The organism is Pseudomonas sp. MS15a(2019), assembly GCF_013277805.1.
Lineage (GTDB): Bacteria > Pseudomonadota > Gammaproteobacteria > Pseudomonadales > Pseudomonadaceae > Chryseomonas > Chryseomonas benzopyrenica.
The window spans coordinates 57,177-77,970 of the sequence record NZ_VBTN01000010.1; the positions used below are offsets into that span (position 1 = coordinate 57,177).

General features: G+C 64.8%; 22 protein-coding genes. 5 read left to right on the top strand and 17 right to left on the bottom strand.

The genetic code is table 11. The features are described 5' to 3' along the window. Complete coding sequence (locus tag FEZ61_RS14680; RefSeq protein ID WP_017642101.1) at positions 1 to 438, top strand: Lrp/AsnC family transcriptional regulator; 438 nt, start codon at positions 1 to 3, stop codon at positions 436 to 438. Between the two features lie 59 nt (positions 439 to 497). Here the strand turns inward: FEZ61_RS14680 and FEZ61_RS14685 are convergent, their stop codons facing one another. Next, the gene (locus FEZ61_RS14685; protein ID WP_017642100.1) at positions 498 to 1,274 is read right to left on the bottom strand and encodes a DUF2076 domain-containing protein; all 777 of its coding nucleotides are present in this window, start codon (positions 1,272 to 1,274) and stop codon (positions 498 to 500) included. Positions 1,275 to 1,548: 274 nt separating this feature from the next. Between FEZ61_RS14685 and FEZ61_RS14690 the strand changes: the two genes are divergently transcribed. Together FEZ61_RS14690 and FEZ61_RS14695 are read left to right on the top strand one after the other, a co-directional pair. Next, positions 1,549 to 2,115, top strand: a complete 567-nt coding sequence (locus FEZ61_RS14690; protein ID WP_017642099.1) for a cysteine hydrolase family protein — start codon at positions 1,549 to 1,551, stop codon at positions 2,113 to 2,115. Between the two features lie 30 nt (positions 2,116 to 2,145). Further along, on the top strand, positions 2,146 to 2,790 hold the full coding sequence (locus FEZ61_RS14695; protein WP_017642098.1) for a YciC family protein: 645 nt from the start codon (positions 2,146 to 2,148) through the stop codon (positions 2,788 to 2,790). Between the two features lie 9 nt (positions 2,791 to 2,799). Here the strand turns inward: FEZ61_RS14695 and FEZ61_RS14700 are convergent, their stop codons facing one another. Continuing rightward, on the bottom strand, positions 2,800 to 3,339 hold the full coding sequence (locus FEZ61_RS14700) for a DUF2058 domain-containing protein (protein WP_017642097.1): 540 nt from the start codon (positions 3,337 to 3,339) through the stop codon (positions 2,800 to 2,802). A gap of 170 nt (positions 3,340 to 3,509) precedes the next feature. Between FEZ61_RS14700 and FEZ61_RS14705 the strand changes: the two genes are divergently transcribed. Then, positions 3,510 to 4,433 carry an aspartyl/asparaginyl beta-hydroxylase domain-containing protein gene (locus FEZ61_RS14705; protein ID WP_173149238.1) on the top strand — a complete coding sequence of 308 codons (924 nt, stop codon included), beginning with the start codon at positions 3,510 to 3,512 and terminating at the stop codon, positions 4,431 to 4,433. Positions 4,434 to 4,458: 25 nt separating this feature from the next. Here the strand turns inward: FEZ61_RS14705 and FEZ61_RS14710 are convergent, their stop codons facing one another. From FEZ61_RS14710 to flhA, 14 genes are all read right to left on the bottom strand, one after another. Beyond that, complete coding sequence (locus FEZ61_RS14710) at positions 4,459 to 4,875, bottom strand: DUF2802 domain-containing protein (protein WP_007160356.1); 417 nt, start codon at positions 4,873 to 4,875, stop codon at positions 4,459 to 4,461. Continuing rightward, on the bottom strand, positions 4,875 to 5,354 hold the full coding sequence (locus FEZ61_RS14715) for a chemotaxis protein CheW (RefSeq protein ID WP_007160357.1): 480 nt from the start codon (positions 5,352 to 5,354) through the stop codon (positions 4,875 to 4,877). Before FEZ61_RS14715 ends, FEZ61_RS14710 begins: the two co-directional genes overlap by 1 nt. A gap of 73 nt (positions 5,355 to 5,427) precedes the next feature. Continuing rightward, positions 5,428 to 6,333, bottom strand: a complete 906-nt coding sequence (locus tag FEZ61_RS14720; protein ID WP_017642095.1) for a chemotaxis protein CheW — start codon at positions 6,331 to 6,333, stop codon at positions 5,428 to 5,430. A gap of 57 nt (positions 6,334 to 6,390) precedes the next feature. After that, positions 6,391 to 7,179, bottom strand: a complete 789-nt coding sequence (locus tag FEZ61_RS14725; protein ID WP_173149240.1) for a ParA family protein — start codon at positions 7,177 to 7,179, stop codon at positions 6,391 to 6,393. Between the two features lie 35 nt (positions 7,180 to 7,214). Then, entirely contained in the window at positions 7,215 to 8,078 is an 864-nt protein-coding gene (motD, locus tag FEZ61_RS14730) for a flagellar motor protein MotD (RefSeq protein WP_017642093.1), read from the bottom strand. A gap of 173 nt (positions 8,079 to 8,251) precedes the next feature. After that, a complete protein-coding gene (locus tag FEZ61_RS14735) occupies positions 8,252 to 8,992 on the bottom strand; it encodes a flagellar motor protein (protein ID WP_026083965.1) in 741 nt (246 codons plus the stop codon). A gap of 34 nt (positions 8,993 to 9,026) precedes the next feature. Further along, complete coding sequence (locus tag FEZ61_RS14740; protein WP_017642091.1) at positions 9,027 to 10,145, bottom strand: chemotaxis response regulator protein-glutamate methylesterase; 1,119 nt, start codon at positions 10,143 to 10,145, stop codon at positions 9,027 to 9,029. A gap of 82 nt (positions 10,146 to 10,227) precedes the next feature. Further along, positions 10,228 to 12,471, bottom strand: coding sequence for a chemotaxis protein CheA (locus FEZ61_RS14745; protein WP_173149242.1), 2,244 nt, complete (start codon positions 12,469 to 12,471; stop codon positions 10,228 to 10,230). A 26-nt stretch (positions 12,472 to 12,497) separates the two neighbouring features. After that, complete coding sequence (locus FEZ61_RS14750) at positions 12,498 to 13,286, bottom strand: protein phosphatase CheZ (protein WP_017642089.1); 789 nt, start codon at positions 13,284 to 13,286, stop codon at positions 12,498 to 12,500. A gap of 19 nt (positions 13,287 to 13,305) precedes the next feature. Further along, positions 13,306 to 13,680, bottom strand: a complete 375-nt coding sequence (locus FEZ61_RS14755) for a chemotaxis response regulator CheY (RefSeq protein ID WP_169853335.1) — start codon at positions 13,678 to 13,680, stop codon at positions 13,306 to 13,308. Between the two features lie 87 nt (positions 13,681 to 13,767). Beyond that, on the bottom strand, positions 13,768 to 14,508 hold the full coding sequence (gene fliA / locus FEZ61_RS14760; RefSeq protein ID WP_026083964.1) for an RNA polymerase sigma factor FliA: 741 nt from the start codon (positions 14,506 to 14,508) through the stop codon (positions 13,768 to 13,770). Continuing rightward, positions 14,505 to 15,335, bottom strand: coding sequence for a flagellar synthesis regulator FleN (gene fleN, locus FEZ61_RS14765; RefSeq protein ID WP_017642087.1), 831 nt, complete (start codon positions 15,333 to 15,335; stop codon positions 14,505 to 14,507). Before fleN ends, fliA begins: the two co-directional genes overlap by 4 nt. Before the next feature lie 92 nt (positions 15,336 to 15,427). Continuing rightward, on the bottom strand, positions 15,428 to 16,756 hold the full coding sequence (flhF, locus tag FEZ61_RS14770; protein ID WP_173149244.1) for a flagellar biosynthesis protein FlhF: 1,329 nt from the start codon (positions 16,754 to 16,756) through the stop codon (positions 15,428 to 15,430). Between the two features lie 10 nt (positions 16,757 to 16,766). Beyond that, positions 16,767 to 18,866 (bottom strand): flagellar biosynthesis protein FlhA, encoded by a 2,100-nt coding sequence (gene flhA / locus FEZ61_RS14775; protein ID WP_231893071.1) that lies wholly within the window; start codon positions 18,864 to 18,866, stop codon positions 16,767 to 16,769. A 252-nt stretch (positions 18,867 to 19,118) separates the two neighbouring features. On the opposite strand from flhA, the gene sodC reads away from it, so the two are divergent. Next, a complete protein-coding gene (sodC, locus tag FEZ61_RS14780; protein WP_173149246.1) occupies positions 19,119 to 19,646 on the top strand; it encodes a superoxide dismutase family protein in 528 nt (175 codons plus the stop codon). On the opposite strand, the gene flhB is transcribed toward sodC, so the two are convergent. Further along, positions 19,639 to 20,787 carry a flagellar biosynthesis protein FlhB gene (gene flhB / locus FEZ61_RS14785; protein ID WP_064308324.1) on the bottom strand — a complete coding sequence of 383 codons (1,149 nt, stop codon included), beginning with the start codon at positions 20,785 to 20,787 and terminating at the stop codon, positions 19,639 to 19,641. The two genes, sodC and flhB, sit on opposite strands and share 8 nt — an antisense overlap. Positions 20,788 to 20,794 lie beyond the last annotated feature (7 nt).

A 20,794-nucleotide genomic window follows, 5' to 3' on the forward strand; every position in this document is an offset into this window, starting at 1 on the left:
ATGGACCATATTGATCGCCGCCTCATCGACCTGCTGCTGGTAGAGGGGCGCGCCAGCTACGCCGACCTGAGTCGCCGGCTGGGTCTTTCCGCGCCGGCCATCGCCGAGCGCATCGCCAAACTCGAGGACGCCGGCATCATCACCGGCTATGGCGCCCGCATCGATCGCCGCGCCCTGGGCTACGGCACTGAATGCCTGATCTCCCTGCGTCTGCACAGCACCAGCCAGGGACCGTTGTTGAAGAAACTGGAAGCCCTCCCCCAGCTTCTCGCCTGCCACCGGGTCACCGGCGAGGACTGTCTGATGCTACGCGCCGCCGTGCGCGACATGAGCGAACTTGAGGCCCTCATCGATACCCTCACCCAATTCGGCATGAGCCGTACCGTGGTGGTGCTGTCAACACCCTTCGAACGCCCGCTGCCGCTTGCCTCCAGCTGAAAGCGCCGACAAAGAAGCCCTGGGGCCTCATGGCACCAGGGCTGGCTCGACACGACAGGCTAGATGAAGGAATCGTCGTCGCCACTGTCGTCGAGGAAACCGCCGCCGGTATCGCCATAGTCGGCCGCATCCTGGAAGCCGCCGTTATCCTGGTAGCCGGCATCCTGGAAACCACCACCGTTGTCGTAGCTGGCGTTGTCCGACCAGCCACCCTGGGCGCCGGCATCGGCCAGGCCCTGATCGGCGGCTGGGGTCTCGTTGATGACGTTGACGATCTCCTCGGGTTGCGAATGATGGAACAGACCCGAGATGGCCTGGGCCGCCAGCACGCCACCGGCGACCCCGGCCGCGGTCTGCAGCGCGCCGCCCATGAAGCCGCCCATGCGCGAGGGCGCCGCCTGGGGCGCGCCATAGCCCGGGGCAGGCTGGCCATAGCCGGGGTTGGGCTGGGCATAGCCCGGAGTGCCAGGACGTGAGGCGGCCGGACCAGGATCGTTCCAGCCCCGCGACGGCGCGGCATTGACCGGTGCCTGACCACCCGCGGGCTGATTGCTACCGCCGCCGAACAGGCTGGAGAGAAAGCCGCCGCTGCTTGGACGATTCTGCTGGACCTGGGCCATCTGGCTTTCCAGTTCCTTGACGCGCTGGTCCAGGCGCTTGATGGCGGCCTCCTGGATCAGCATCGCCTGGGCCATGTAATAGGGCGCTGCGGGCTGCTCGCGCAGGCGCTGCTGGATCAATGCCTCGGCTTCCCGGTCACGGGGCGCCGTCTGGGCTTCCGTGGTCTTGAGACGGTCGAACAGACCTTCGATCAGCTGGCTTTCTTCGCGTTGCATGATGACCCTCCCGCAGACGGTCTATTGGTGGCCTTCCCCTGGGAATGGCCTGGATGTCGAAAGGCGCAAGGTTGCGCGCCGTTATGCCAGATAAAGGCGCAGCGGTCGCTTTTCAAGTTGAGTCCACACGGCATTCAGCAGGGGTTCAGCCAGTGACCCGTGGATGCCCTTTCCATCTGAAGAGCCGCCTTAATAGGTAGTTCCGGGTGGGCATCCATGACTGGACAACCGGCCGGGGCTGCGGGAATCTGAGCCTTTGTCAGCGAGGCCTCCCATGCCGCCCCTGCTCATCCTGATCGACCAGCAACAGGGGATCCGCGCCCCGCACCTGGGGCCGCGCAACCATCCCGATGCCGAACGGTGCATGGCCGATCTGCTGGCGGCCTGGCGTCAGGCCCGAGCGCCCCTGCTGCATGTCCGGCACCTGTCGCGCAATCCGAGTTCGGTGTTCTGGCCGGGCCAGCCCGGGGTGGAATTCCAGCCAGCTCTGGCGCCCCTGCCCGGCGAGCCGGTGTTCGACAAGCAGGTCCCCGACGCCTTCGCCAACAGTGGTCTGGAGCGCTGGTTGCACCAGCGCGGCATCGCGTCGCTGCTGATCTGCGGCGTAGCCAGCGAGAATTCGGTGGAAGCCACGGCGCGCAGCGCCGGCAATCTGGATTTCACCACCTGGGTCGCCGAAGATGCCTGCTACACCTTCGCCAAGCGCGACTTCGCCGGGCAGCCGCGCAGTGCCGAAGAAGTCCATGCGATGGCCATGGCCAATCTGCACGGCGAGTACGCCACCGTCACCTCCAGCGCGGCCATGCTCGAACGCCTGCGGGCGACCGGGTCACCCTGCTAGACTGCCCTCCTGCCCGTCTGGAAGAGCTGCATGAACCCTGTCGATATCCTGCGCGACTCGCTGTCTTTCTTTGCTCGCAATCTGCGGCCCCTGGCTGTCCTCACCCTCCCCTGGCTGCTGCTCGAGGCTCTGTTGCGCTATCAGGTGCTGGAACGCTTCGGCGTCGACGGCGGGCTGTGGGACATGCTGGTCAGCCTGCTCTGCTATCCGCTGTACACCGCCGCGCTGCTGATCTTTCTGGAAGCACGCACCCAGGGCACCACACCACGCCTGAGCGGCGCCTGGGCCGCCGCCCTGCTGCTCTGGCCACGCTTCGCCCTCCTCGCGGCCCTGACCTCGGGGCTGGTGATGCTGGGCTTTTCGCTGTTGATCGTGCCGGGCTTCCTGATCATGGCCAAGCTGGCCTTCGCCGAGAATCTGCTGGTCCTTGAAGGACGGGCACCGCTGGACGCCCTGCGCGGCAGTCTGCGTCTGAGCCGCGGGCACTTCTTCACCCTGCTGGCCTGCATCCTGGCTACGGTGCTGCCGGCCTGGCTGCTCGACGCCTGGATCACCCGGCAGTTCGCCGAGGCCGCGGTGCCGGAGATCATGCTGCAAACCCTGTCGGGCTTTCTGCAGCTGATCCCCAGCATCGCCGTCTATCGCATCTATATGCTGGTCAGACAGAACGCCTGACCCGCCGCCTTACCACATCAGGTCGTCCGGCACCTGATAGGCCGCGTAGGGATCGTCCGGATCCGGCTCGCCGCTCTGCACGTTGAGCAGCACCACGCGCTTGGGATCGCGTTCCTGGATGCGTTCGGCGGTAGCCCGCGGCACCACCTCGTAGCGGCCTTCGTAGCGCACGATGGCCAGGCTGCCCTTGCTGAGCTTGTCCCTCATCATGACGTTGACCGACAGGCGCTTGACCTTCTTGTCATCGACGAAGTTGTAGTAGTCCTCGGTGCTCAGCTTGGGCAGGCGGCTGGTCTCGATCAGCTGCTTGATCTGCGCCTGCTCGGCCTTGCGCTTCTTCTTCTCTTCCTGGGCACGGTTGAGTTCCTGGTCCTTGGCCAGTTTTTCCGCCTGAGCCTGCTGGACGGCCAGCTCTTGGGAGCGGTCCTTTTCCGTCTGCCCACGATGCTCCATGCGGGTCTGCTTCTGCTTTTGCTTGACGGCCTGCTTGGCCTGCTTTTCATTGACCAAGCCGGCTTTCAGCAGTTGGTCGCGTAGGGACATGCTCATCGATACGACTCGTCTAGATCATCCAAGGGGGCGCGGCTCGGAAGCGGCCGCGCGCCAGGGTGTCCATCCTGCGCAGCCGACGAAGCGAGTGCAAGCCTTTCTCTGGGGTGAAATAATGCAGTCATTACCTATCCGCCCCTGGTTCGGGCGCTGCCGATCACCATTCGCCCATGATTACCTTCGCGATCGTCCTGCTCTTCGTCGCCAGCGTGCTCTTCGTCCATCTTCGCGGACGCGCTCGCCTGCCCTTCCTGCGCCAACTGGTCAACCACTCCGCGGTGTTCGCGCCCTACAACGCCTTGATGTACCTGTTCTCCAGCGTGCCCTCCAAACCCTACCTGGATCGCAGCCGCTTTCCCGAGCTGGACGTGCTCAAGGACAACTGGCAGGAGATTCGCATCGAAGCCCTACGGCTGTTCGACGAGGGCTATATCCGCGCCGCGGAAAAGGACAATGACGCCGGCTTCGGTTCCTTCTTCAAGAAGGGCTGGAAGCGCTTTTACCTGACCTGGTACGGCGAACCGCTGCCCTCCGCCCAGACCCTCTGCCCGCGCACCGTCGAACTGGTGCGGCAGATTCCCAACGTCAAGGGCGCCATGTTCGCCCTGCTGCCGGGCGGCAGTCATCTGAATCCCCATCGCGATCCCTTCGGCGGCTCGCTGCGTTACCACCTGGGTCTGGCCACGCCCAACTCGGACGCCTGCCGCATCTATGTCGACGGCGAGCCCTATGCCTGGCGTGACGGCGAGGACGTGATGTTCGACGAGACCTATGTGCATTGGGTCAAGAACGAGACCGACCAGACCCGGGTCATCCTCTTCTGCGACGTGGAGCGCCCTCTGCGCAATCGTCTGCTGACCCGCGTCAACCAGGCGGTCAGCCGCTTCCTGGGCAGCGCCACGGCGCCGCAGAATGTCGAAGGCGAACGCGTCGGCGGCATCAACCAGGCCTATGCCTTCAGCAAGAGATTCGGGGATCGTATCGGCGGCGGTGTGAAGAAATTCAAGCGGCGCCACCCCAAGGCCTATCGCGTCGCCAAGCCGGTGCTGGCGGTGCTGGTGGTGATCGCGCTCTATCACTGGATAGTCAGCTAAGGCGGCGATCCTGCGGCGGCGGCGGTCAGCCGGAACGCTGCTGGCGCTGCCGATGCAAACGGGCCACCAGCTCGGCTTCGGCCTGGGACAGGCCGCAGGCCTGGGTGAGATCATCAGCGCTGGCGCCCAGTCCAACCAGACGCGCGGCCTGGGAAAACGACAGACTGGTGGGGTCGCTCTGCTCGATCTGGGTCAACCGATCGGGCAAGGGTGCCACCACCTTGGCCAGCCCCTGCACCTGCTCACCCATGCGCACCTGCCCGGCCTGGTAGGTTTCTAGACGCTTGAGCAGGATCTGCATGCGCTTGTCGACCAGGGCCTCCCGCTCGGCCAGCTTGGCCGCCTGCTGCTGCTGGCGTTGCCAGAGCAGCCAGCAGCAGCCACCGAGGCCGGCACAGGCCAGCCCCAGGGCGACGCTGAGCAGGATCAGCCCGACGAGCATCAGATGCTTTCCAGCTCCGACCACTCTTCTTCGGTCATCAGCTTGTCGAGCTCGACCAGGATCAGCAGCTCGCCGTTCTTGTTGCACACGCCCTGGATGAACTTGGCGGATTCGTCATTGCCAACGTTGGGCGCGGTCTCGATCTCCGACTGCCGCAGGTAGACCACCTCGGCCACGCTGTCGACCAGGATACCGACGACCTGCTTGTCGGCCTCGATAATGACGATACGGGTGTTGTCGGTCACTTCGGTGGGCAACAGACCGAAGCGCTGACGGGTGTCGATCACCGTCACCACGTTGCCGCGCAGGTTGATGATGCCCAGCACGTAGCTCGGCGCACCGGGGACCGGAGCGATTTCGGTGTAGCGCAGGACTTCCTGGACCTGCATCACGTTGATGCCATAGGTCTCGTTATCCAGGCGGAAGGTGACCCATTGCAGGACCGGATCTTCGGAACCCTGTGCGGACGTTTTTTTCATGTTCCCTAGCCTCGTCAAATACCGCACGTGCGGCGAAGCGGGCGAACCCGCTGGTTAGTTGCAGCGAGCAGCCCTAGCGACGGCCACCCACCACCTGTTCAGCGAGCGCCGCCACATCCAGCAGCGCACACATCTGATCGATCACCGTACCGGCCAGCCACGGGCGAGTGGCCCGCTGATTCCGCCATTTGACCTCGGCAGGATCCAGCCGTACCGAATGGCTGACGCCATGCACGGCCAGCCCCCAATCCAGGCCTTGCAGCGATATCACGAATTTCAGCCCTTCGCGATAGTCGTCACGATAGCGTTCGGGCATTACCCAACGTGCGGCGTCGAGCACGCGCAGGTTACCAGCCTGGCAGGGTAGCAGGCCCAGAAACCAGTCTGGCTGACCGAACAGCGGCGTCAACTCTTCGGCGGCGAGCGGATAGATGGAGCCCAGGCAGACCAGGGGAGCGGCCAGGGTCAGGCCGGCGACGTCGAACAGCAGGCATTCGAAGGGCTCTTCACCCCACTCGGGTCGACCTTCCAGATATACGGCGCTGGGCGGTACGCCAGCCGCCACTACCGGCTGCACCGCCGGAGTCCCCACGGCAATGCCCTCCACCACCGGACGCACCGGCTCGGCGACTGGCGTCAGTTCGGGGACGCGCCAGTCCAGCTCGATGTCGGTTTCCGGCGCCAGCAGCGCCTGGGGCTCAGGCAGCAGCACCTCGGGCGGGGCGATCCCGGCACGGCGGGTGGCCAGCGGCACGACTCGGGGCTGCCACGCGGCATCCCGTTCGAGCTCCTCACGCACCGCAGCGGCGAATTCGTCTTCGCTCACGCTGACGATCGGCGCGGCCGCAGCCACCACGGGAGCCTCCACTGGGGTGGCCTCGGCGGTGGGCAGTTCCAGGAACGCATCCAGCAACAGGGCATCGAGATAGCCCTGGAGGACACGCTGAGGACGATTGTCGAGGGACGTCGGTTGGCTCATGGCGTTCTACGTGGGTGAGTTGTCCAGCCTATCGGCCGGAGGGGTGGAAAACTTGAATCAGGCCACCTGGCTGCTGGGCGCGCCTTCGAGCAGATGCCGCAGCAACGCCCGGTAGGCGATGACGCCGCGGCTGTTGGCCTCGTAGCGCGATGGCACCTGGCCGGAGCGACTGGCATCGCGCAACCGGGTATCGATGGGAATGAAGGCCTGCCACAGCTGGGCCGGATAGGTGTTGCGCAAGACCTTGAGGGTACCGATGGAAGCCTGGGTCCGGCGGTCGAACAGGGTCGGCACTATGGTGTAGGGCAGTGCCTGCTTGCGCGAGCGGTTGATCATGGTCAGGGTGTTGACCATGCGTTCGAGCCCCTTGAGCGCGAGGAATTCGGTCTGGGTGGGAATCACCAGATGCTGGCTGGCCGCCAGGGCATTGACCATGAGTACGCCGAGCAGCGGCGGACTGTCGATCAACACATGATCGAAGTCGTTCCACAGCTGAGCCAGGCTCTTAGAGATCACCAGGCCCAGGCCGCTCTGACCCGGCGACTGACGTTCCTGGGTAGCCAGCGCGGTGCTGGACGGCAGCATCGACAGCTGTGGATGGCTGGTGGGCAGCAGCAGCCGCTTCGGCAGGCCTTCCGGCACCTGGCCACCGTGCTGGAACAAGTCGAACGCGCTGTGTTCGAGACTGTCCGGATCCTGACCGAAATAACTGGTCAGGGAACCGTGGGGATCGAGATCCACCAACAGGACGCGCTTGCCCTCATCGCCGAGCAACCCGGCGAGGGCAACGGTGGTGGTGGTCTTGCCCACCCCACCCTTCTGATTGGCGACAGCCCAGACTCTCATGTGCAGACTTCCTCCCGACGACACGACCAGCCGGGTCAAGGTGCCGGCGTAGCAGCCGGCGACGAAGATTTGACAGGCGCCACCTTGGGCGCCGGTTCTCCAGGCGATGCTGCAGATTGTGTGCCAGTCGACGAATTTTGCAAGGTGCTCTGCGGCCGGAACAGGTCGAGATTGCGCGAGATCAGCAGGACGACCCGCCGATTACGGGCTCGATTGACGTCACTGGTGTTGTCGACCACCGGCTGATAGGCGCCATAGCCCACCACGGCCAAGCGTTGCGGGGCGATGCCATTGCCGATCAGCAGCCGCACGATACTGGCGGCTCGGGCCGCCGACAGTTCCCAATTAGTGGGGTACAGCGCTGTGCTGATGGGGCGGTCGTCCGTGTAGCCCTGTACCTGGATCGGATTCTTGAACGGCGCCAGAATCTTGGCCACCTTCTCCATGAGACCGAAGGCGGGATTGCTCGGCAGCGAATCGCCACTGGCGAAGAGCAGATTGGAGCTGAGCTCGATTTCCAGCCACATTTCACTGGCCTTGATGTTCAGCTGGTCACCGGCGATGAGATCGCCGAAGGTGGCTCGCACGCTGTCGGCGATCTGCTGCAGCGGATCGCTGGGGGTGCCCTTGGCCGGTTGAGCGGCGCTCGCATCCATCACCGTCGGCGTCACGCCCGCCGGACGCTGGTCGCCGAGGGGGATGGGTTTGAGCGAGCGCTCTGGCTGGCTGAAGATGCCCGAGAGGCTGTCCGAGAGCACCTTGTACTTGCTCTCATTCAGCGAGGAGATGGAATACATGACCACGAAGAAAGCGAACAGCAGGGTGATGAAGTCGGCGTAGGAGACCAGCCAGCGTTCGTGGTTCTCGTGTTCTTCGGGACGGCGACGACGACGAGGCATGCGGCGTCCTCTAGTGTGGTGTATCAGGAGTTCGCACAAGAATTGGCGAGTGATTTTTTGATCTGGGCCAGGCGCCGCGACGAGTCATAGCAGGGCTATGGCGAGGAGTGGCAACACCGCCCAGGCCAAAAAAGCGCCGCCAAAATTGTGTATATAACTTCTGATACACCGCACTAGTCCAGAAAACCTTGCAGCTTCATTTCGATGGAGCGGGGATTCTCGCCCTCGCCAATGGACATCAGGCCTTCCAGCAACATTTCCCGATAGCGGGACTGTTGCTGAGCCAGCGCCTTAAGCTTGTTGCCGACGGGCAGCAACAGCAGGTTGGCGAAGCCGACGCCATAGATGGTGGCGACGAAGGCCACGGCGATGCCGCTGCCCAGTTGCGAGGGATCGGCCAGATTCTGCATGACGTGGATCAGGCCCATCACCGCACCGATGATGCCTACCGTGGGCGCATAGCCCCCCATGGCCTCGTAGACCTTGGCGGCGGCGATGTCACGGTCTTCCTGGCCGTAGAGGTCCACTTCGAGAATGCTGCGCAGGGCTTCCGGTTCGGTGCCGTCCACCAGCAACTGCAGGCCTTTGGCGGCATAGGGATCGGCTTCGCGGGCGACCAGGGGTTCGAGGCCCAGCAGGCCTTCCTTGCGCGCCACGTTGCTCCAGTTGACCACCTTGCGGATGCCGCCGACGAGGTCCAGCCGTGGCGGCACGAACACCCAGGCCAGCATGGTCAGGGCGCGGCGCAGCACCGGCAGGCGGGTCTGCAGCAGGACGGCGCCCAGGGTGCCGCCGACCACGATCAGCGCGGCCGGTCCATTGGCCAGGGCGGTAAAGGAACCGCCCTCCAGCAGGTTGCCACCCATGATGGCGGTAAAGGCCAGCAGGATGCCGATGAGACTGAGCACGTCCACGCTCAATGCCCTTCCGGCCGGTGAACGTCTGGCGTCACGAACAGGCCTCGGTCAGGTGTCTGCCGATGTCGTCCAGGCCATAGATGGCATCGGCCAGATTGGCCTTGGCGATGGCCATGGGCATGCCGTAGATGACGCAACTGGCTTCGTCCTGGGCCCATACCTGGCTGCCGACCTGCTTGAGCATCCGCGCGCCTTCGCGACCGTCGGCGCCCATGCCGGTCAGGACCACTGCCAGCACCTTGTCGGCATAGGCCTTGGCCGCGGAGCCAAAAGTCACGTCGACGCAAGGCTTGTAGTTGAGGCGCTCGTCGCCGGGCAGGATCTTCACCATCCCGCGACCGTCCACCATCATCTGCTTGCCGCCGGGTGCCAGCAAGGCCAGCCCCGGACGCAACTGGTCGCCATCCTCGGCTTCCTTGACGCTGATGCGGCAGAGCTTGTCCAGACGCTCGGCGAAGGCCTTGGTGAAGGCCGCGGGCATGTGTTGGATCAGCACCAGCGGCGCCGGGAAATTGGCTGGCAGCTGGGTGAGCACCCGCTGCAGGGCCACCGGGCCACCGGTGGAAGTGCCGATCGCCACCAGGCGATAGTGCTTGCGCTTGGGCGGCGGCGAAGCCGGAGCCACGGGCGCATGCGCGGACTGGGCGCCGCTGGGCGCCGCCGGACGTGGTGCCGGGCGGGCAGCAGCAGGCGCGGCCGAGGCACCAGTGGGCACCGCCGGCGCGACGCTGGGGGCCACGGCGAAGCGCCGGTTGGAACGGGCGATATGGTGGATCTTCTCGCACAGCAGCTTTTGCACGCTGGCCGGATTGCGCGAGATGTCCTCGAAATTCTTCGGCAGGTAGTCCACCGCGCCGGCATCCAGGGCATCCAGGGTGACCCGGGCGCCTTCATGGGTGAGCGAGGAGAACATCAGCACCGGGGTCGGGCACTTCTGCATGATGTGGCGGACCGCGGTGATGCCGTCCATCATCGGCATCTCGTAGTCCATGGTGATGACATCGGGTCGCAGCGCCAGGGCCTGATCGACCCCTTCGCGCCCGTTGCTGGCCGTGCCCACCACCGAGATGTTGGGATCGGCCGCCAGGATTTCCTTGAGCCGACGCCGGAAGAAGCCGGAATCGTCCACCACCAGTACTTTTACCGGCATACGTTGAAACTCCTAACCTGGGGCGGCGCAGGCCACCCAATGGCGCCGAGAACGGGCCCGACGCCGCTCGTACCTGGCCGACTCAGAGCCCGCGACGGGCGTAGCGCTTGAGCATGCTGGGCACATCGAGGATGAGCGCGATGCGCCCGTCGCCGGTGATGGTAGCCCCGGACATGCCGGGCGTGCCCTGCAGCATCTTGCCGAGGGGCTTGATGACCACCTCTTCCTGGCCCACCAGCTGATCGACCACGAAGCCGATGCGCTGGGTGCCTACCGAGAGGATCACCACATGCCCTTCCCCCTGCTCGACATGGGCTGCATTGGGCACCAGCCAGCGCTTGAGGTAGAACAGCGGCAGCGCCTTGTCGCGCACCACCACCACTTCCTGGCCGTCCACCACGTTGGTGCGGGACAGGTCGAGGTGGAAGATCTCGTTGACGTTGACCAGCGGGAAGGCGAAGGCCTGGTTGCCCAGCATCACCATCAGCGTCGGCATGATCGCCAGGGTCAGGGGCACCTTGATGACGATCTTGGAGCCCTGGCCCTTGGTCGAGTAGACGTTCAGGGTACCGTTGAGCTGGCTGATCTTGGTCTTGACCACGTCCATGCCCACGCCGCGGCCGGAGATGTCGGAGATCTCGGCCTTGGTGGAGAAACCTGGAGCGAAGATCAGGTTGAAGCACTCGGTCTCGGTCAGACGATCGGCCGCGTCGCGGTCGAGCAGGCCCTTCTCCACTGCCTTGTTGCGCAGCAGATCCGCGTCCATGCCCTTGCCGTCGTCGGAGATCGACAGGAGGATGTGGTCGCCTTCCTGCTCGGCGGAGAGCACCACCCGTCCGGCGCGGGACTTGCCGTTCTCTTCGCGCTCGGCAGGGCCTTCGATGCCGTGGTCGACCGCGTTGCGCACCAGGTGCACCAGCGGATCGGCCAGGGCCTCGACCAGGTTCTTGTCCAGGTCGGTTTCTTCGCCCACCAGCTCCAGGTTGATCTCTTTCTTCAGACTGCGCGCCAGATCGCGGACCAGGCGCGGGAAACGGCCAAAGACCTTCTTGATCGGCTGCATCCGGGTCTTCATGACCGAGGTCTGCAGGTCGGCGGTGACCACGTCGAGGTTGGACACGGCCTTGGCCATGGCCTCGTCGCCGCTGTTCAGGCCCAGGCGGACCAGGCGGTTACGCACCAGCACCAGTTCACCGACCATGTTCATGATCTCGTCCAGGCGCGCGGTATCGACCCGCACGGTGGTCTCCGCCTCGCTGGTGGGACGCTCGGCAGGCGCTGCCGCCACCGCAGGCTTGGGCGCCGCGGCCTCGGCGACTGGCGTCGGCTTCGGTGCAGGTGCCGGCGCGGGCTGAGGCGCGGCGACGGGCGCCGGCGCTGCCGCAACGGGCGCAGCCACGGACTCGGCGGCTACCGCAGGACCGCTGAACTTGCCCTTGCCGTGCAATTCGTCGAGTAGGGATTCGAATTCGTCGTCGGTGATCTCGTCACCGCCCGTCGCGGCGGCTGGAGCCGCCGCAGCAGGCGCTGCTGCAACCGGTGCCGCGGCCTCGTCCGCGACGAACTTGCCCTTGCCGTGCAATTCGTCGAGCAGAGCCTCGAATTCGTCGTCGGTGATGTCGTCGCCACCAGCCGCAGCCACGGCAGGAGCCGCAGCGACAACCGGCGCGGTGGCCGGTGCCTCGTTGAACTTGCCCTTGCCATGCAACTGATCGAGCAGGGCCTCGAATTCGTCATCGGTGATGTCGTCGCCACTGGCGGCCGCAGGCGTTGCCGCTGCCGCGCTCGGCTCGCTGCCCAGGGCATCGAGCAAATTCTGGAAATCGGCATCGCTCAGCTCCGGCTCGGCGGCCGCCGGGGCGGTCGGCGCGGGCGCTGCGGCCACGACCGGGGTGGCAGTCACGGGCGCAGCCGGGACCGGCGCCGGCTCGCTGCCAGCGGGCTCGGCCAGGCGGGCCAGGGCCGCCAGCAATTCAGGCGAGGCCGGGGTCGGCTCTTCTCGTTCACGGACTTGACCGAACATCTCGTTGACGGAATCCAGTGCCTGCAGCACCACATCCATCAGCTCGGCATCCACGCGGCGTTCGCCCTTGCGCAGGATGTCGAATACGTTTTCCGCGATATGGCAGCACTCGACCAGGGTATGGAGCTGCAGGAAACCGGCACCGCCCTTTACGGTATGGAAGCCACGGAAAATGGCGTTCAGCAGATCCATGTCATCCGGGCGGCTTTCCAGCTCGACCAATTGTTCGGACAACTGTTCGAGAATCTCGCCGGCCTCTACCAGGAAATCCTGGAGGATTTCTTCATCGGCGTCGAAGCTCATTCCTGCACTCCCCAAGAGGGTCTGGGTCAGAAGCCCAGACTGGATAGAAGATCGTCGACGTCGACCTGAGCGGCCACGACGTCTTCACGCTTATCGGCATGAATCTGCGGACCTTCACCCTTCATCGTCTTTTCTTTTCGATTCTGTTCGATCAGCGCGGTGTGATCGTGACTGAAGCCGGTATAACGATCGACCTGGCTGGCCATCATCACCAGCTTGACGAGGTCTTTCTCGATCTGCCCGACGAGGTTGACCACGCGTTTGATCACCTGACCGGTGAGGTCCTGGTAATCCTGCGCCAGGAGGATGTCGTTGAGCTTGGACGACAGTTGTTCGGCGCTGCTCTCGCTGTGGCTGAGAAAGGCATCGACGCGCTTGGCCAACTCGCGGAATTCGTCCGCGCCCATTTCCCGGCGCATGAACTTCTTCCAGTCGGCATGCACGGCACGGGCTTCGTCACCGAAGTTACCTACCAGCGGGGCACTCTCCTCCACCAGATCCATGGTCCGGTTGGCGGCGTTCTCGGTCATCTTCACCACGTAGGAGAGACGATCGGTGGCATCGCTGATCTGGGAGACCTCTTCGCCGGCCATGCCGCGCGGATCGATCTCGAAGTTGACGATGGCGTTGTGCAGCTCGCGGGTCAGCTTGCCGACTTCCTGGTAGAGCCCCCGGTCACGCAGTTGATTGAGCTCGTTGATGACATGCACGGCCTGGGTGAAATCGCCGCTTTCCAGGCATTTCACCAACTCTTGGGCGTGCTGTTTGAGATTCGACTCGAAGTCGCTGAAGCTGGTGGAGCCAAGCTGATCCATAACGTCCCCGCGGCTTTCTTCAGCCGTTCACCCGCTCGAAGATCTTGTCGATCTTTTCTTTCAGCACCTGGGCGGTGAAAGGCTTGACCACATAGCCGTTCACGCCGGCCTGAGCGGCCTCGATGATCTGCTCGCGCTTGGCTTCGGCGGTCACCATCAGCACCGGCAAGGTCTTCAGCCGCGCGTCGGCGCGGACCTGACGCAGCAGGTCGATGCCGGTCATGCCAGGCATGTTCCAGTCGGTGACGAGAAAATCGAAGTTGCCGCTCTGCAACATCGGCAGTGCGGTGTTGCCGTCGTCTGCTTCGGCGGTATTGGTGAATCCCAGATCGCGCAGCAAATTCTTGATGATGCGTCTCATCGTGGAAAAATCGTCCACGATGAGGATTTTCATGTTCTTGTCCAAGTCGACCTCCGTCCTAATCCGCACACACGCCACGAGGCGCGTCTAAGCAATCGTAGTAGCCTGAGTACCATCCGGTTAACGCGAACGCCATTCCGCCAGCCGCGCCCGCAGGCGTGCCGCGCATTGACTGTGAAGCTGGCAGACGCGTGACTCGCTCACGCCCAGCACCTCGCCGATTTCCTTGAGGTTGAGTTCCTCGTCGTAATACAGCGAGAGCACCAGACGTTCACGCTCCGGAAGATTGGCGATGGCGTCGGCCAGGGCCTTGCGGAAGCGCTGATCTTCCAGACCGCGACCGGGTTCGAGTTCATGCGAACCGCTCTCCTCGAGCCCATGCTCACCACCCTCCATGAGGTCGTCGAAACTGAACAGGCGACTCCCCATGGTGTCGCCAAGGATGCCGTAGTACTCATCCAGACTCAATTTAAGTTCGGCCGCGACCTCGGAATCTTTAGCGTCGCGACCCGTCCGCGCTTCCACGGCGCGAATGGCGTCGGTGACCATACGCGTGTTGCGATGCACGGAGCGTGGCGCCCAGTCACCCTTGCGCACTTCGTCGAGCATGGCGCCGCGGATGCGGATGCCAGCGTAGGTCTCGAAGCTGGCGCCCTTGCCGGCGTCATATTTGCGTGAGGCCTCAAGCAGCCCGATCATGCCGGCCTGCATCAGGTCCTCGACCTGCACGCTGGCCGGCAGACGCGCCAGGAGGTGGTAGGCGATGCGTTTCACCAACGGCGCATAGCGGTTGATGAGTTGCTCCTGCTGGGTACGTTCCGAGGTTTTGCTGTACATGCGAAGCCCGCTGGATGCTGTCATGCGTGGGTACCGATGGCTGGTTGCACAAGGCGCTCGACAAAGAACTCGAGATGGCCGCGCGGATTGGCGGGCAGCGGCCAGCCATCGACTTTCTGGGCCACCGCACGAAAGGCCAGCGAGGCCTTGGCACGCGGAAAGGCTTCAAACACGGGGCGCTGCTTCTGCACGGCTTTGCGCACCGCCTCATCGAACGGAATGGCGCCCACGTATTGCAGGGCGACATCCAGGAATCTGTCGGTCACCTTGGTCAGCTTAGCAAAGAGATTGCGACCTTCCTGGGGCGTCAGCGCCATGTTCGCCAGAACCCGGAACCGGGTGACGCCATGATCGCGATTGAGCAGCTTGATCAGCGCGTAGGCGTCGGTGATGGAAGTGGGTTCGTCGCACACCACCACCAGGACTTCCTGGGCGGCGCGAACGAAGCTGACCACCTGATCGCCGATGCCGGCAGCGGTATCGACGATGAGCACGTCGAGGTTCTCGCTGATGTCGCTGAAGGCCTGGATCAGACCGGCGTGCTGGGCCGGCGTCAGATTGACCATCGCCTGGGTGCCCGAGGCCGCCGGGACGATGCGGATGCCGCCCGGGCCGTGCAGCAACACGTCGCGCAGCTCGCACTCGCCGGAGATGACGTCGGCCAGGGTGCGCTTGGGCGACAGGCCGAGCAGAACGTCGATGTTGGCAAGGCCCAGGTCGGCGTCGAGCAGCATGACGCGCCGCCCGATATCGGCCAGGGCCAAGGCCAGGTTGACCGACACGTTGGTCTTGCCGACACCGCCTTTACCGCCCGTGACCGCTATGACTTGGACGGGATGCATGCTACCCATTGCCTGATACCTTTGATTGAAATCCGTCACACTTTAGACCAAGTGCATTTGGCGTGCCCAGGCATGCGATGCACCACTACCGTTCGTCTGCGCTAACCGGCGCGGCGGGCATTGCTCTGATACAGGCCGGCCAGCATGCCAGCCATGGTTTCTTCGCTCGGCTCCTCGGGTGCCTGCAGGCTCACGGCGCGGCTTACCAACTGGTGGCTGCGCGCCGGATGCAGGTCGTCCGGGATGCGCGGGCCGTCGGCGATGTAGGCCACCGGCAGGCGCTGGCTGATGGCCAAGCCCAGGGCTTCGCCGAGGCTGGCGGCTTCGTCCAGCTTGGTCAGCACGCAGCCGCTCAGGCCGCAGCGCCGATAGCTGTGGTAGGCCGCCTTGAGCACCTGGCTCTGGCTGGTGACGCCCAGCACCAGGTAGTTGCGAATCTTCAGCTGGCGGTTGGCCAGGGCTTCGAGCTGCGCCTTGAGCGCCGGATCGTTGGCGGGCATGCCCGCGGTGTCGATCAGCACCAGGCGCTTGCGCGCCAGGGGGGCCAGGGCCTGTGCCAGGGACTGGCCAGGATCGACCAGGGTGACGGGCACGTCGAGGATGCGGCCCAGGGTCTTGATCTGCTCCTGGGCACCGATGCGGAAGCTGTCCATGCTGACCAGCGCCAGGCTCTGGGGGCCGTACTTGAGCACGTAATTGGCGGCGAGCTTGGCCAGGGTGGTGGTCTTGCCCATGCCGGCCGGGCCGACGAAGGCGACGACACCGCCCTCCTCCAGGATCTTGGCGTCGGTGGTCTTGGCCAGCTGGGCGAAGTTGGCCAGCAGCATGCGCCAGGCATGGCGCGGATCCTGGATCTTGGCCACGCTGTCGAGCAGGTGCCGGGCCAGATCGGCCGGCAGGCCCATGCGCTGCAGGCGACGCCAGAGGCCAGCCTGCTGCGGACGGGTGGACTGTACCTGGGTCCAGGCCATGGAGCCGAGCTGGACTTCCAGCAGTTCACGCAGGCCGCTGAGCTCGCTGCGCATGGCTTCCAGGGCACGCCGGTCTTCCGGCGCGGCACTGGCGGCAGGCGCGGCGGCGGCCGGCTCGGGGGCACGCGGCGGCGCGATCACCGGCTCGCGGCGGCTGTCGGCGGCGCTGATGGCGCCGAGCAGTTGCTTGTCCTTCGGCGCGGCCGAGGGGACGCCCGGCGCACGGATACTGAGGTCGGCATGGGCCTGGGCGATCTTCGCATGGGTCTTGCGCAACTCCGCCTGCAGCTCCGCGTTGGGCGCGGCCGGTGCCGGAGCCTGGTAGTCCAGCGCCGCGGTCAGCTCGACCCCGCCGGCGACCCGGCGGTTGCTGAGGATGGCAGCGTCCGGGCCCAGCTCGTCGCGTACCAGCTTCATGGCTTGACGCATATCGGCGGCGAAGAAACGTTTGACTTGCATGATCTAGACCTCAGCCATTCTGGCCAACGGTAGCGACGATGGTGACCTGCTTGTTGTCCGGAATTTCCTGGTAGGCCAGCACACTCATGTTCGGTGCCGCCATCCGGGCGAAGCGGGACATCATCCCGCGGATCGCACCGGCTACCAGCAGCACCACTGGCTTACCCATCATTTCCTGACGCTGCGCCGCCTCGACGAGGGAACGCTGCAGTTTTTCGGCCATGCCAGGTTCGAGGAACATGCCGTCCTCGGCGCCTTGACCGGCCTTCTGCATACTACTTAGCAACATCTGTTCCAACCTTGGTTCAAGGGTGATAACAGGCAGCTCAGGCTCCATTCCTACGATGTTCTGGACGATTGCGCGGGACAGGGCGACGCGCACGGCACCGGCGATGGCGGCGGGATCTTGACTCCGCGGCCCGACATTGGCGATGGCTTCGGCGATGGTACGGATGTCACGGACCGGTACCTGCTCCTGCAACAGCTGCTGGAGGATCTTGAGCAGGGTCGACAGGGAGACGATGCCGGGCACCAGTTCTTCGGCCAGCTTGGGCGAGCTCTTGGCCAGCACCTGCAGCAATTGCTGGACTTCCTCGTGGCCGATCAGCTCGTGGGCGTGCTTGAAGAGCACCTGGTTGAGGTGGGTGGCGACCACGGTACTGGCGTCGACCACGGTGTAACCGAGGGACTGAGCCTGGTCGCGCTGGGTGACGTCGATCCAGACGGCCTCCAGACCGAATGCCGGATCCTTGGCGGCGACGCCATTGAGGGTGCCATAGACCTGGCCGGGGTTGATGGCCAGCTCACGATCGGGATAGATCTCGGCTTCGGCCACGCTCACCCCCATAAGAGTCAGACGATAGGCGTTGGGCAGCAGGTCCAGGTTGTCGCGGATGTGCACCGAAGGCATGAGGAAACCGAGGTCCTGGGACAGCTTCTTGCGCACGCCCTTGATCCGCGCCAGCAGCTGGCCACCCTGGTTGCGATCGACCATGGGGATCAGGCGGTAGCCGACTTCCAGACCGACCATGTCCACCGGGGTCACGTCGTCCCAGCCCAGCTCCTTGGCCTCGGCCGGGCGCTGCACGGGGGCCAGGTCCTGTTGCTTCTTGGCTTCGACCTCGGCGGTCTGCTTGGCCTGACGCTGGCGCTTGTGGATCAGCCAGGCACCGGCGGCGGCGGCGCCGCCCAGGCCGAGGAACGGCAGGTGCGGCATGCCCGGGACCAGGCCCATGGCGATGATGATGAAGGCCGAGACCGCCAGCGCCTTGGGCGAGGCGAACATCTGACGATTGACCTGCTGGCCCATGTCTTCCGACGAGGACACCCGGGTCACCATGATGGCGGCAGCGACCGACAGCAGCAGCGAGGGAACCTGGGCGACCAGACCGTCACCGATGGTCAGCAGGGCGTAGATGCGCGCCGCTTCGCCGAACGGCAGACCGTGCTGGGCCATGCCGATGGCCATGCCGCCGATGAGGTTGATGAAGAGGATCAGCAGGCCGGCGACGGCGTCACCGCGGACGAACTTGCTGGCACCGTCCATGGAGCCGTAGAAGTCGGCTTCCTGGCCCACTTCGGTCCGGCGCTTCTTGGCTTCGGCCTGGTCGATGATGCCGGCATTGAGGTCGGCGTCGATGGCCATCTGCTTGCCGGGCATGGCGTCGAGGGTGAAGCGCGCCGACACCTCGGAGATGCGGCCGGCACCCTTGGTCACCACCACGAAGTTGATGATCATGAGGATGGCGAACACCACCGCACCGACCACGTAGTTACCGCCGACCACCACCTCGCCGAAGGCCTGGATGACCTTGCCCGCGGCGTCGTGGCCGTCCTGGCCATGCAGCAGCACCACGCGGCTCGAGGCCACGTTCAGCGCCAGGCGCAGCAGGGTCGAAACCAGCAGAATGGTCGGGAAGACCGCGAAATCCAGCGGCCGTAGGGCATAGACGCTGACGAGCAGGACCACGATCGACAGGGCGATGTTGAAGGTGAACAGCACGTCCAGCAGGAACGGCGGCATCGGCAGGGTCATCATGGCGAGCATCGCCAAGACGGCCAGCGGCACGCCCAGGTTGCCGCGCGCCAGACCACGCATGTTGCCCATCATCAGGGATTTGTCGACTTTCACACCCATTCCTCGCTTGCCGGTGCCGGCGTCACGGAAAGTTGACGCAGCGCACTGTTCGCAGGGGCTTGAGCAAGCTCCGGGCCAACTGCTCAAGACCTTGAATCAGCGAGGTTTTCCCGCGGGTGATACAGGACTGGTTACGGATCGCCTGAGCCGCTGGCTGAACCGCGGGCACAGGCCATGAGTCTGTCTAGGGACCCGCGCTAGCGCGCCTATCCGAGGAACATCACCATGAAAATCTGGACCGCGACGCTGTTGGCCACCTGCCTGGTCGGTACCGCCCAGGCGGCCGAATCCCTGACGATCCCGCTGAACAAGGTCACCACCGACGGTGTAGGCGAAAGCGTCGGCAGCGTGCAGGTGACCCGTTCCAAGTACGGTCTGGTCTTTACCCCCGACCTCAAGGGCCTGGAGCCCGGCATCCACGGCTTCCATGTCCATACCAAGCCCAACTGCGGCGCGGCCGAGGTGAACGGCACCCTGACCGCCGGGGGCGCCGCGGGCGGCCACCTGGATCCACGCAATACCGGCAAGCACAGCGCGCCCTGGTCGGACGACGGTCACCTGGGCGAATTGCCGGCGCTCTATGTGACCGCCGACGGCCAGGCCACCCAGCCGGTACTGGCGCCGCGGCTGAAACGTCTGGAAGAGATCAAGGGGCATGCGTTGATGGTGCATGCCGGTGGCGACAACTACTCCGACCAGCCCAAACCCCTGGGCGGTGGCGGCGCCCGTGTCGCCTGCGGCGTCATCAAGTAGGCGCCTTCCCCTCCTCATCCCGCCGCAAATCTGGCGGGATGGGCAGATCGGACAGCTTGGGCTTGCGCCCGCGCCCCGCACGGAACTGCCGGAGCTGATAGACATAGGCCAGGACCTGAGCCACGGCGACGTAGAGACCGGCCGGGATCTCCTGATCCACCTCGGTTGAGAAATACACCGCCCGCGCCAGTCCCGGCGACTCCAGCAGCGAGACCTGGTGCTCCTGGGCGATCTCGCGGATCTTCAGCGCGGTGAAGTCGCTGCCCTTGGCCACCAGTACGGGCGCCCCGCCCTTGGCCGCGTCGTACTTGAGCGCCACGGCGAAGTGGGTCGGGTTGGTGATGACCACATCGGCATTGGGTACCTCGGCCATCATCCGCCGCTGCGCCATCTCCCGCTGCATCTGGCGGATCTTGCCCTTGACCTCCGGCTTGCCCTCGCTGTCCTTGTACTCGTCCTTGATCTCCTGCTTGGTCATCATCAGCTTCTTGCGATTGCTGAAGATCTGAAAGGGTACGTCCACGGCGGCGATGATCAGCAATCCCAGGGCCAGCAGCAGGGTGGCATGCCCCACCACCTGCATGCTGTGCAGCAGCGCCTGCTCGGTCGGCAGCTTGGCGATCTGCAACAGCGCCGTGCGCTCGCTCATCAGCACCAGTACCGACACGCCGAGGATGATGAAGAACTTGCCCAGGGCCTTGAGCAATTCCACCAGGGAATTCTTGGAAAACATCCGGGCGATGCCGGACATGGGATTCATCCGGCTCGGCTTGGGCGCGAGCATCTTGCCGGAAAACAGGAAGCCGCCCAGGGCGATATGACCGATGATGGCGGCGATCACCACCAGGACGATCATCGGCAGCATCCCGATCATCGCCGCCTTGCCCGAGGCCAGCAGGAAGGTGCCCATGAAGCGCTCGTCCATGACCTCTTCGCGCCGCAGTGAGAAGTTGCTGCGCATCACCTCCAGCAGCTTGCCGCCCAGAAAGGCGCCATACATCAGCAGGCCGCCGACTCCCGAGAGCATGACCGCCACCGTACCGAGTTCGCGTGATCGCGGGAGCTGACCCTCCTCCCGGGAATCACGCTTGCGTTTCTCCGTGGGGTCTTCTGTGCGGTCTTCGCCATCGGATTCAGCCATGTGGCGT

What these genes read in the sequence shown, in the direction of transcription:
- FEZ61_RS14710 (WP_007160356.1), bottom strand. Translation starts at nt 4,875, where the DNA reads ATGCTCGTCGGGCTGATCCTGCTCAGCGTCGCCCTGGGGCTGGCCTGT.
- FEZ61_RS14720 (WP_017642095.1), bottom strand. Translation starts at nt 6,333, where the DNA reads ATGAGCCAACCGACGTCCCTCGACAATCGTCCTCAGCGTGTCCTCCAG.
- FEZ61_RS14715 (WP_007160357.1), bottom strand. Translation starts at nt 5,354, where the DNA reads ATGAAAAAAACGTCCGCACAGGGTTCCGAAGATCCGGTCCTGCAATGG.
- flhA (WP_231893071.1), bottom strand. Translation starts at nt 18,866, where the DNA reads ATGATGGGCAACATGCGTGGTCTGGCGCGCGGCAACCTGGGCGTGCCG.
- FEZ61_RS14695 (WP_017642098.1), top strand. Translation starts at nt 2,146, where the DNA reads ATGAACCCTGTCGATATCCTGCGCGACTCGCTGTCTTTCTTTGCTCGC.
- flhF (WP_173149244.1), bottom strand. Translation starts at nt 16,756, where the DNA reads ATGCAAGTCAAACGTTTCTTCGCCGCCGATATGCGTCAAGCCATGAAG.
- FEZ61_RS14755 (WP_169853335.1), bottom strand. Translation starts at nt 13,680, where the DNA reads ATGAAAATCCTCATCGTGGACGATTTTTCCACGATGAGACGCATCATC.
- FEZ61_RS14705 (WP_173149238.1), top strand. Translation starts at nt 3,510, where the DNA reads ATGATTACCTTCGCGATCGTCCTGCTCTTCGTCGCCAGCGTGCTCTTC.
- FEZ61_RS14725 (WP_173149240.1), bottom strand. Translation starts at nt 7,179, where the DNA reads ATGAGAGTCTGGGCTGTCGCCAATCAGAAGGGTGGGGTGGGCAAGACC.
- FEZ61_RS14680 (WP_017642101.1), top strand. Translation starts at nt 1, where the DNA reads ATGGACCATATTGATCGCCGCCTCATCGACCTGCTGCTGGTAGAGGGG.
- flhB (WP_064308324.1), bottom strand. Translation starts at nt 20,787, where the DNA reads ATGGCTGAATCCGATGGCGAAGACCGCACAGAAGACCCCACGGAGAAA.
- FEZ61_RS14750 (WP_017642089.1), bottom strand. Translation starts at nt 13,286, where the DNA reads ATGGATCAGCTTGGCTCCACCAGCTTCAGCGACTTCGAGTCGAATCTC.
- fleN (WP_017642087.1), bottom strand. Translation starts at nt 15,335, where the DNA reads ATGGGTAGCATGCATCCCGTCCAAGTCATAGCGGTCACGGGCGGTAAA.
- motD (WP_017642093.1), bottom strand. Translation starts at nt 8,078, where the DNA reads ATGCCTCGTCGTCGTCGCCGTCCCGAAGAACACGAGAACCACGAACGC.
- fliA (WP_026083964.1), bottom strand. Translation starts at nt 14,508, where the DNA reads ATGACAGCATCCAGCGGGCTTCGCATGTACAGCAAAACCTCGGAACGT.
- sodC (WP_173149246.1), top strand. Translation starts at nt 19,119, where the DNA reads ATGAAAATCTGGACCGCGACGCTGTTGGCCACCTGCCTGGTCGGTACC.
- FEZ61_RS14745 (WP_173149242.1), bottom strand. Translation starts at nt 12,471, where the DNA reads ATGAGCTTCGACGCCGATGAAGAAATCCTCCAGGATTTCCTGGTAGAG.
- FEZ61_RS14685 (WP_017642100.1), bottom strand. Translation starts at nt 1,274, where the DNA reads ATGCAACGCGAAGAAAGCCAGCTGATCGAAGGTCTGTTCGACCGTCTC.
- FEZ61_RS14740 (WP_017642091.1), bottom strand. Translation starts at nt 10,145, where the DNA reads ATGCCGGTAAAAGTACTGGTGGTGGACGATTCCGGCTTCTTCCGGCGT.
- FEZ61_RS14690 (WP_017642099.1), top strand. Translation starts at nt 1,549, where the DNA reads ATGCCGCCCCTGCTCATCCTGATCGACCAGCAACAGGGGATCCGCGCC.
- FEZ61_RS14700 (WP_017642097.1), bottom strand. Translation starts at nt 3,339, where the DNA reads ATGAGCATGTCCCTACGCGACCAACTGCTGAAAGCCGGCTTGGTCAAT.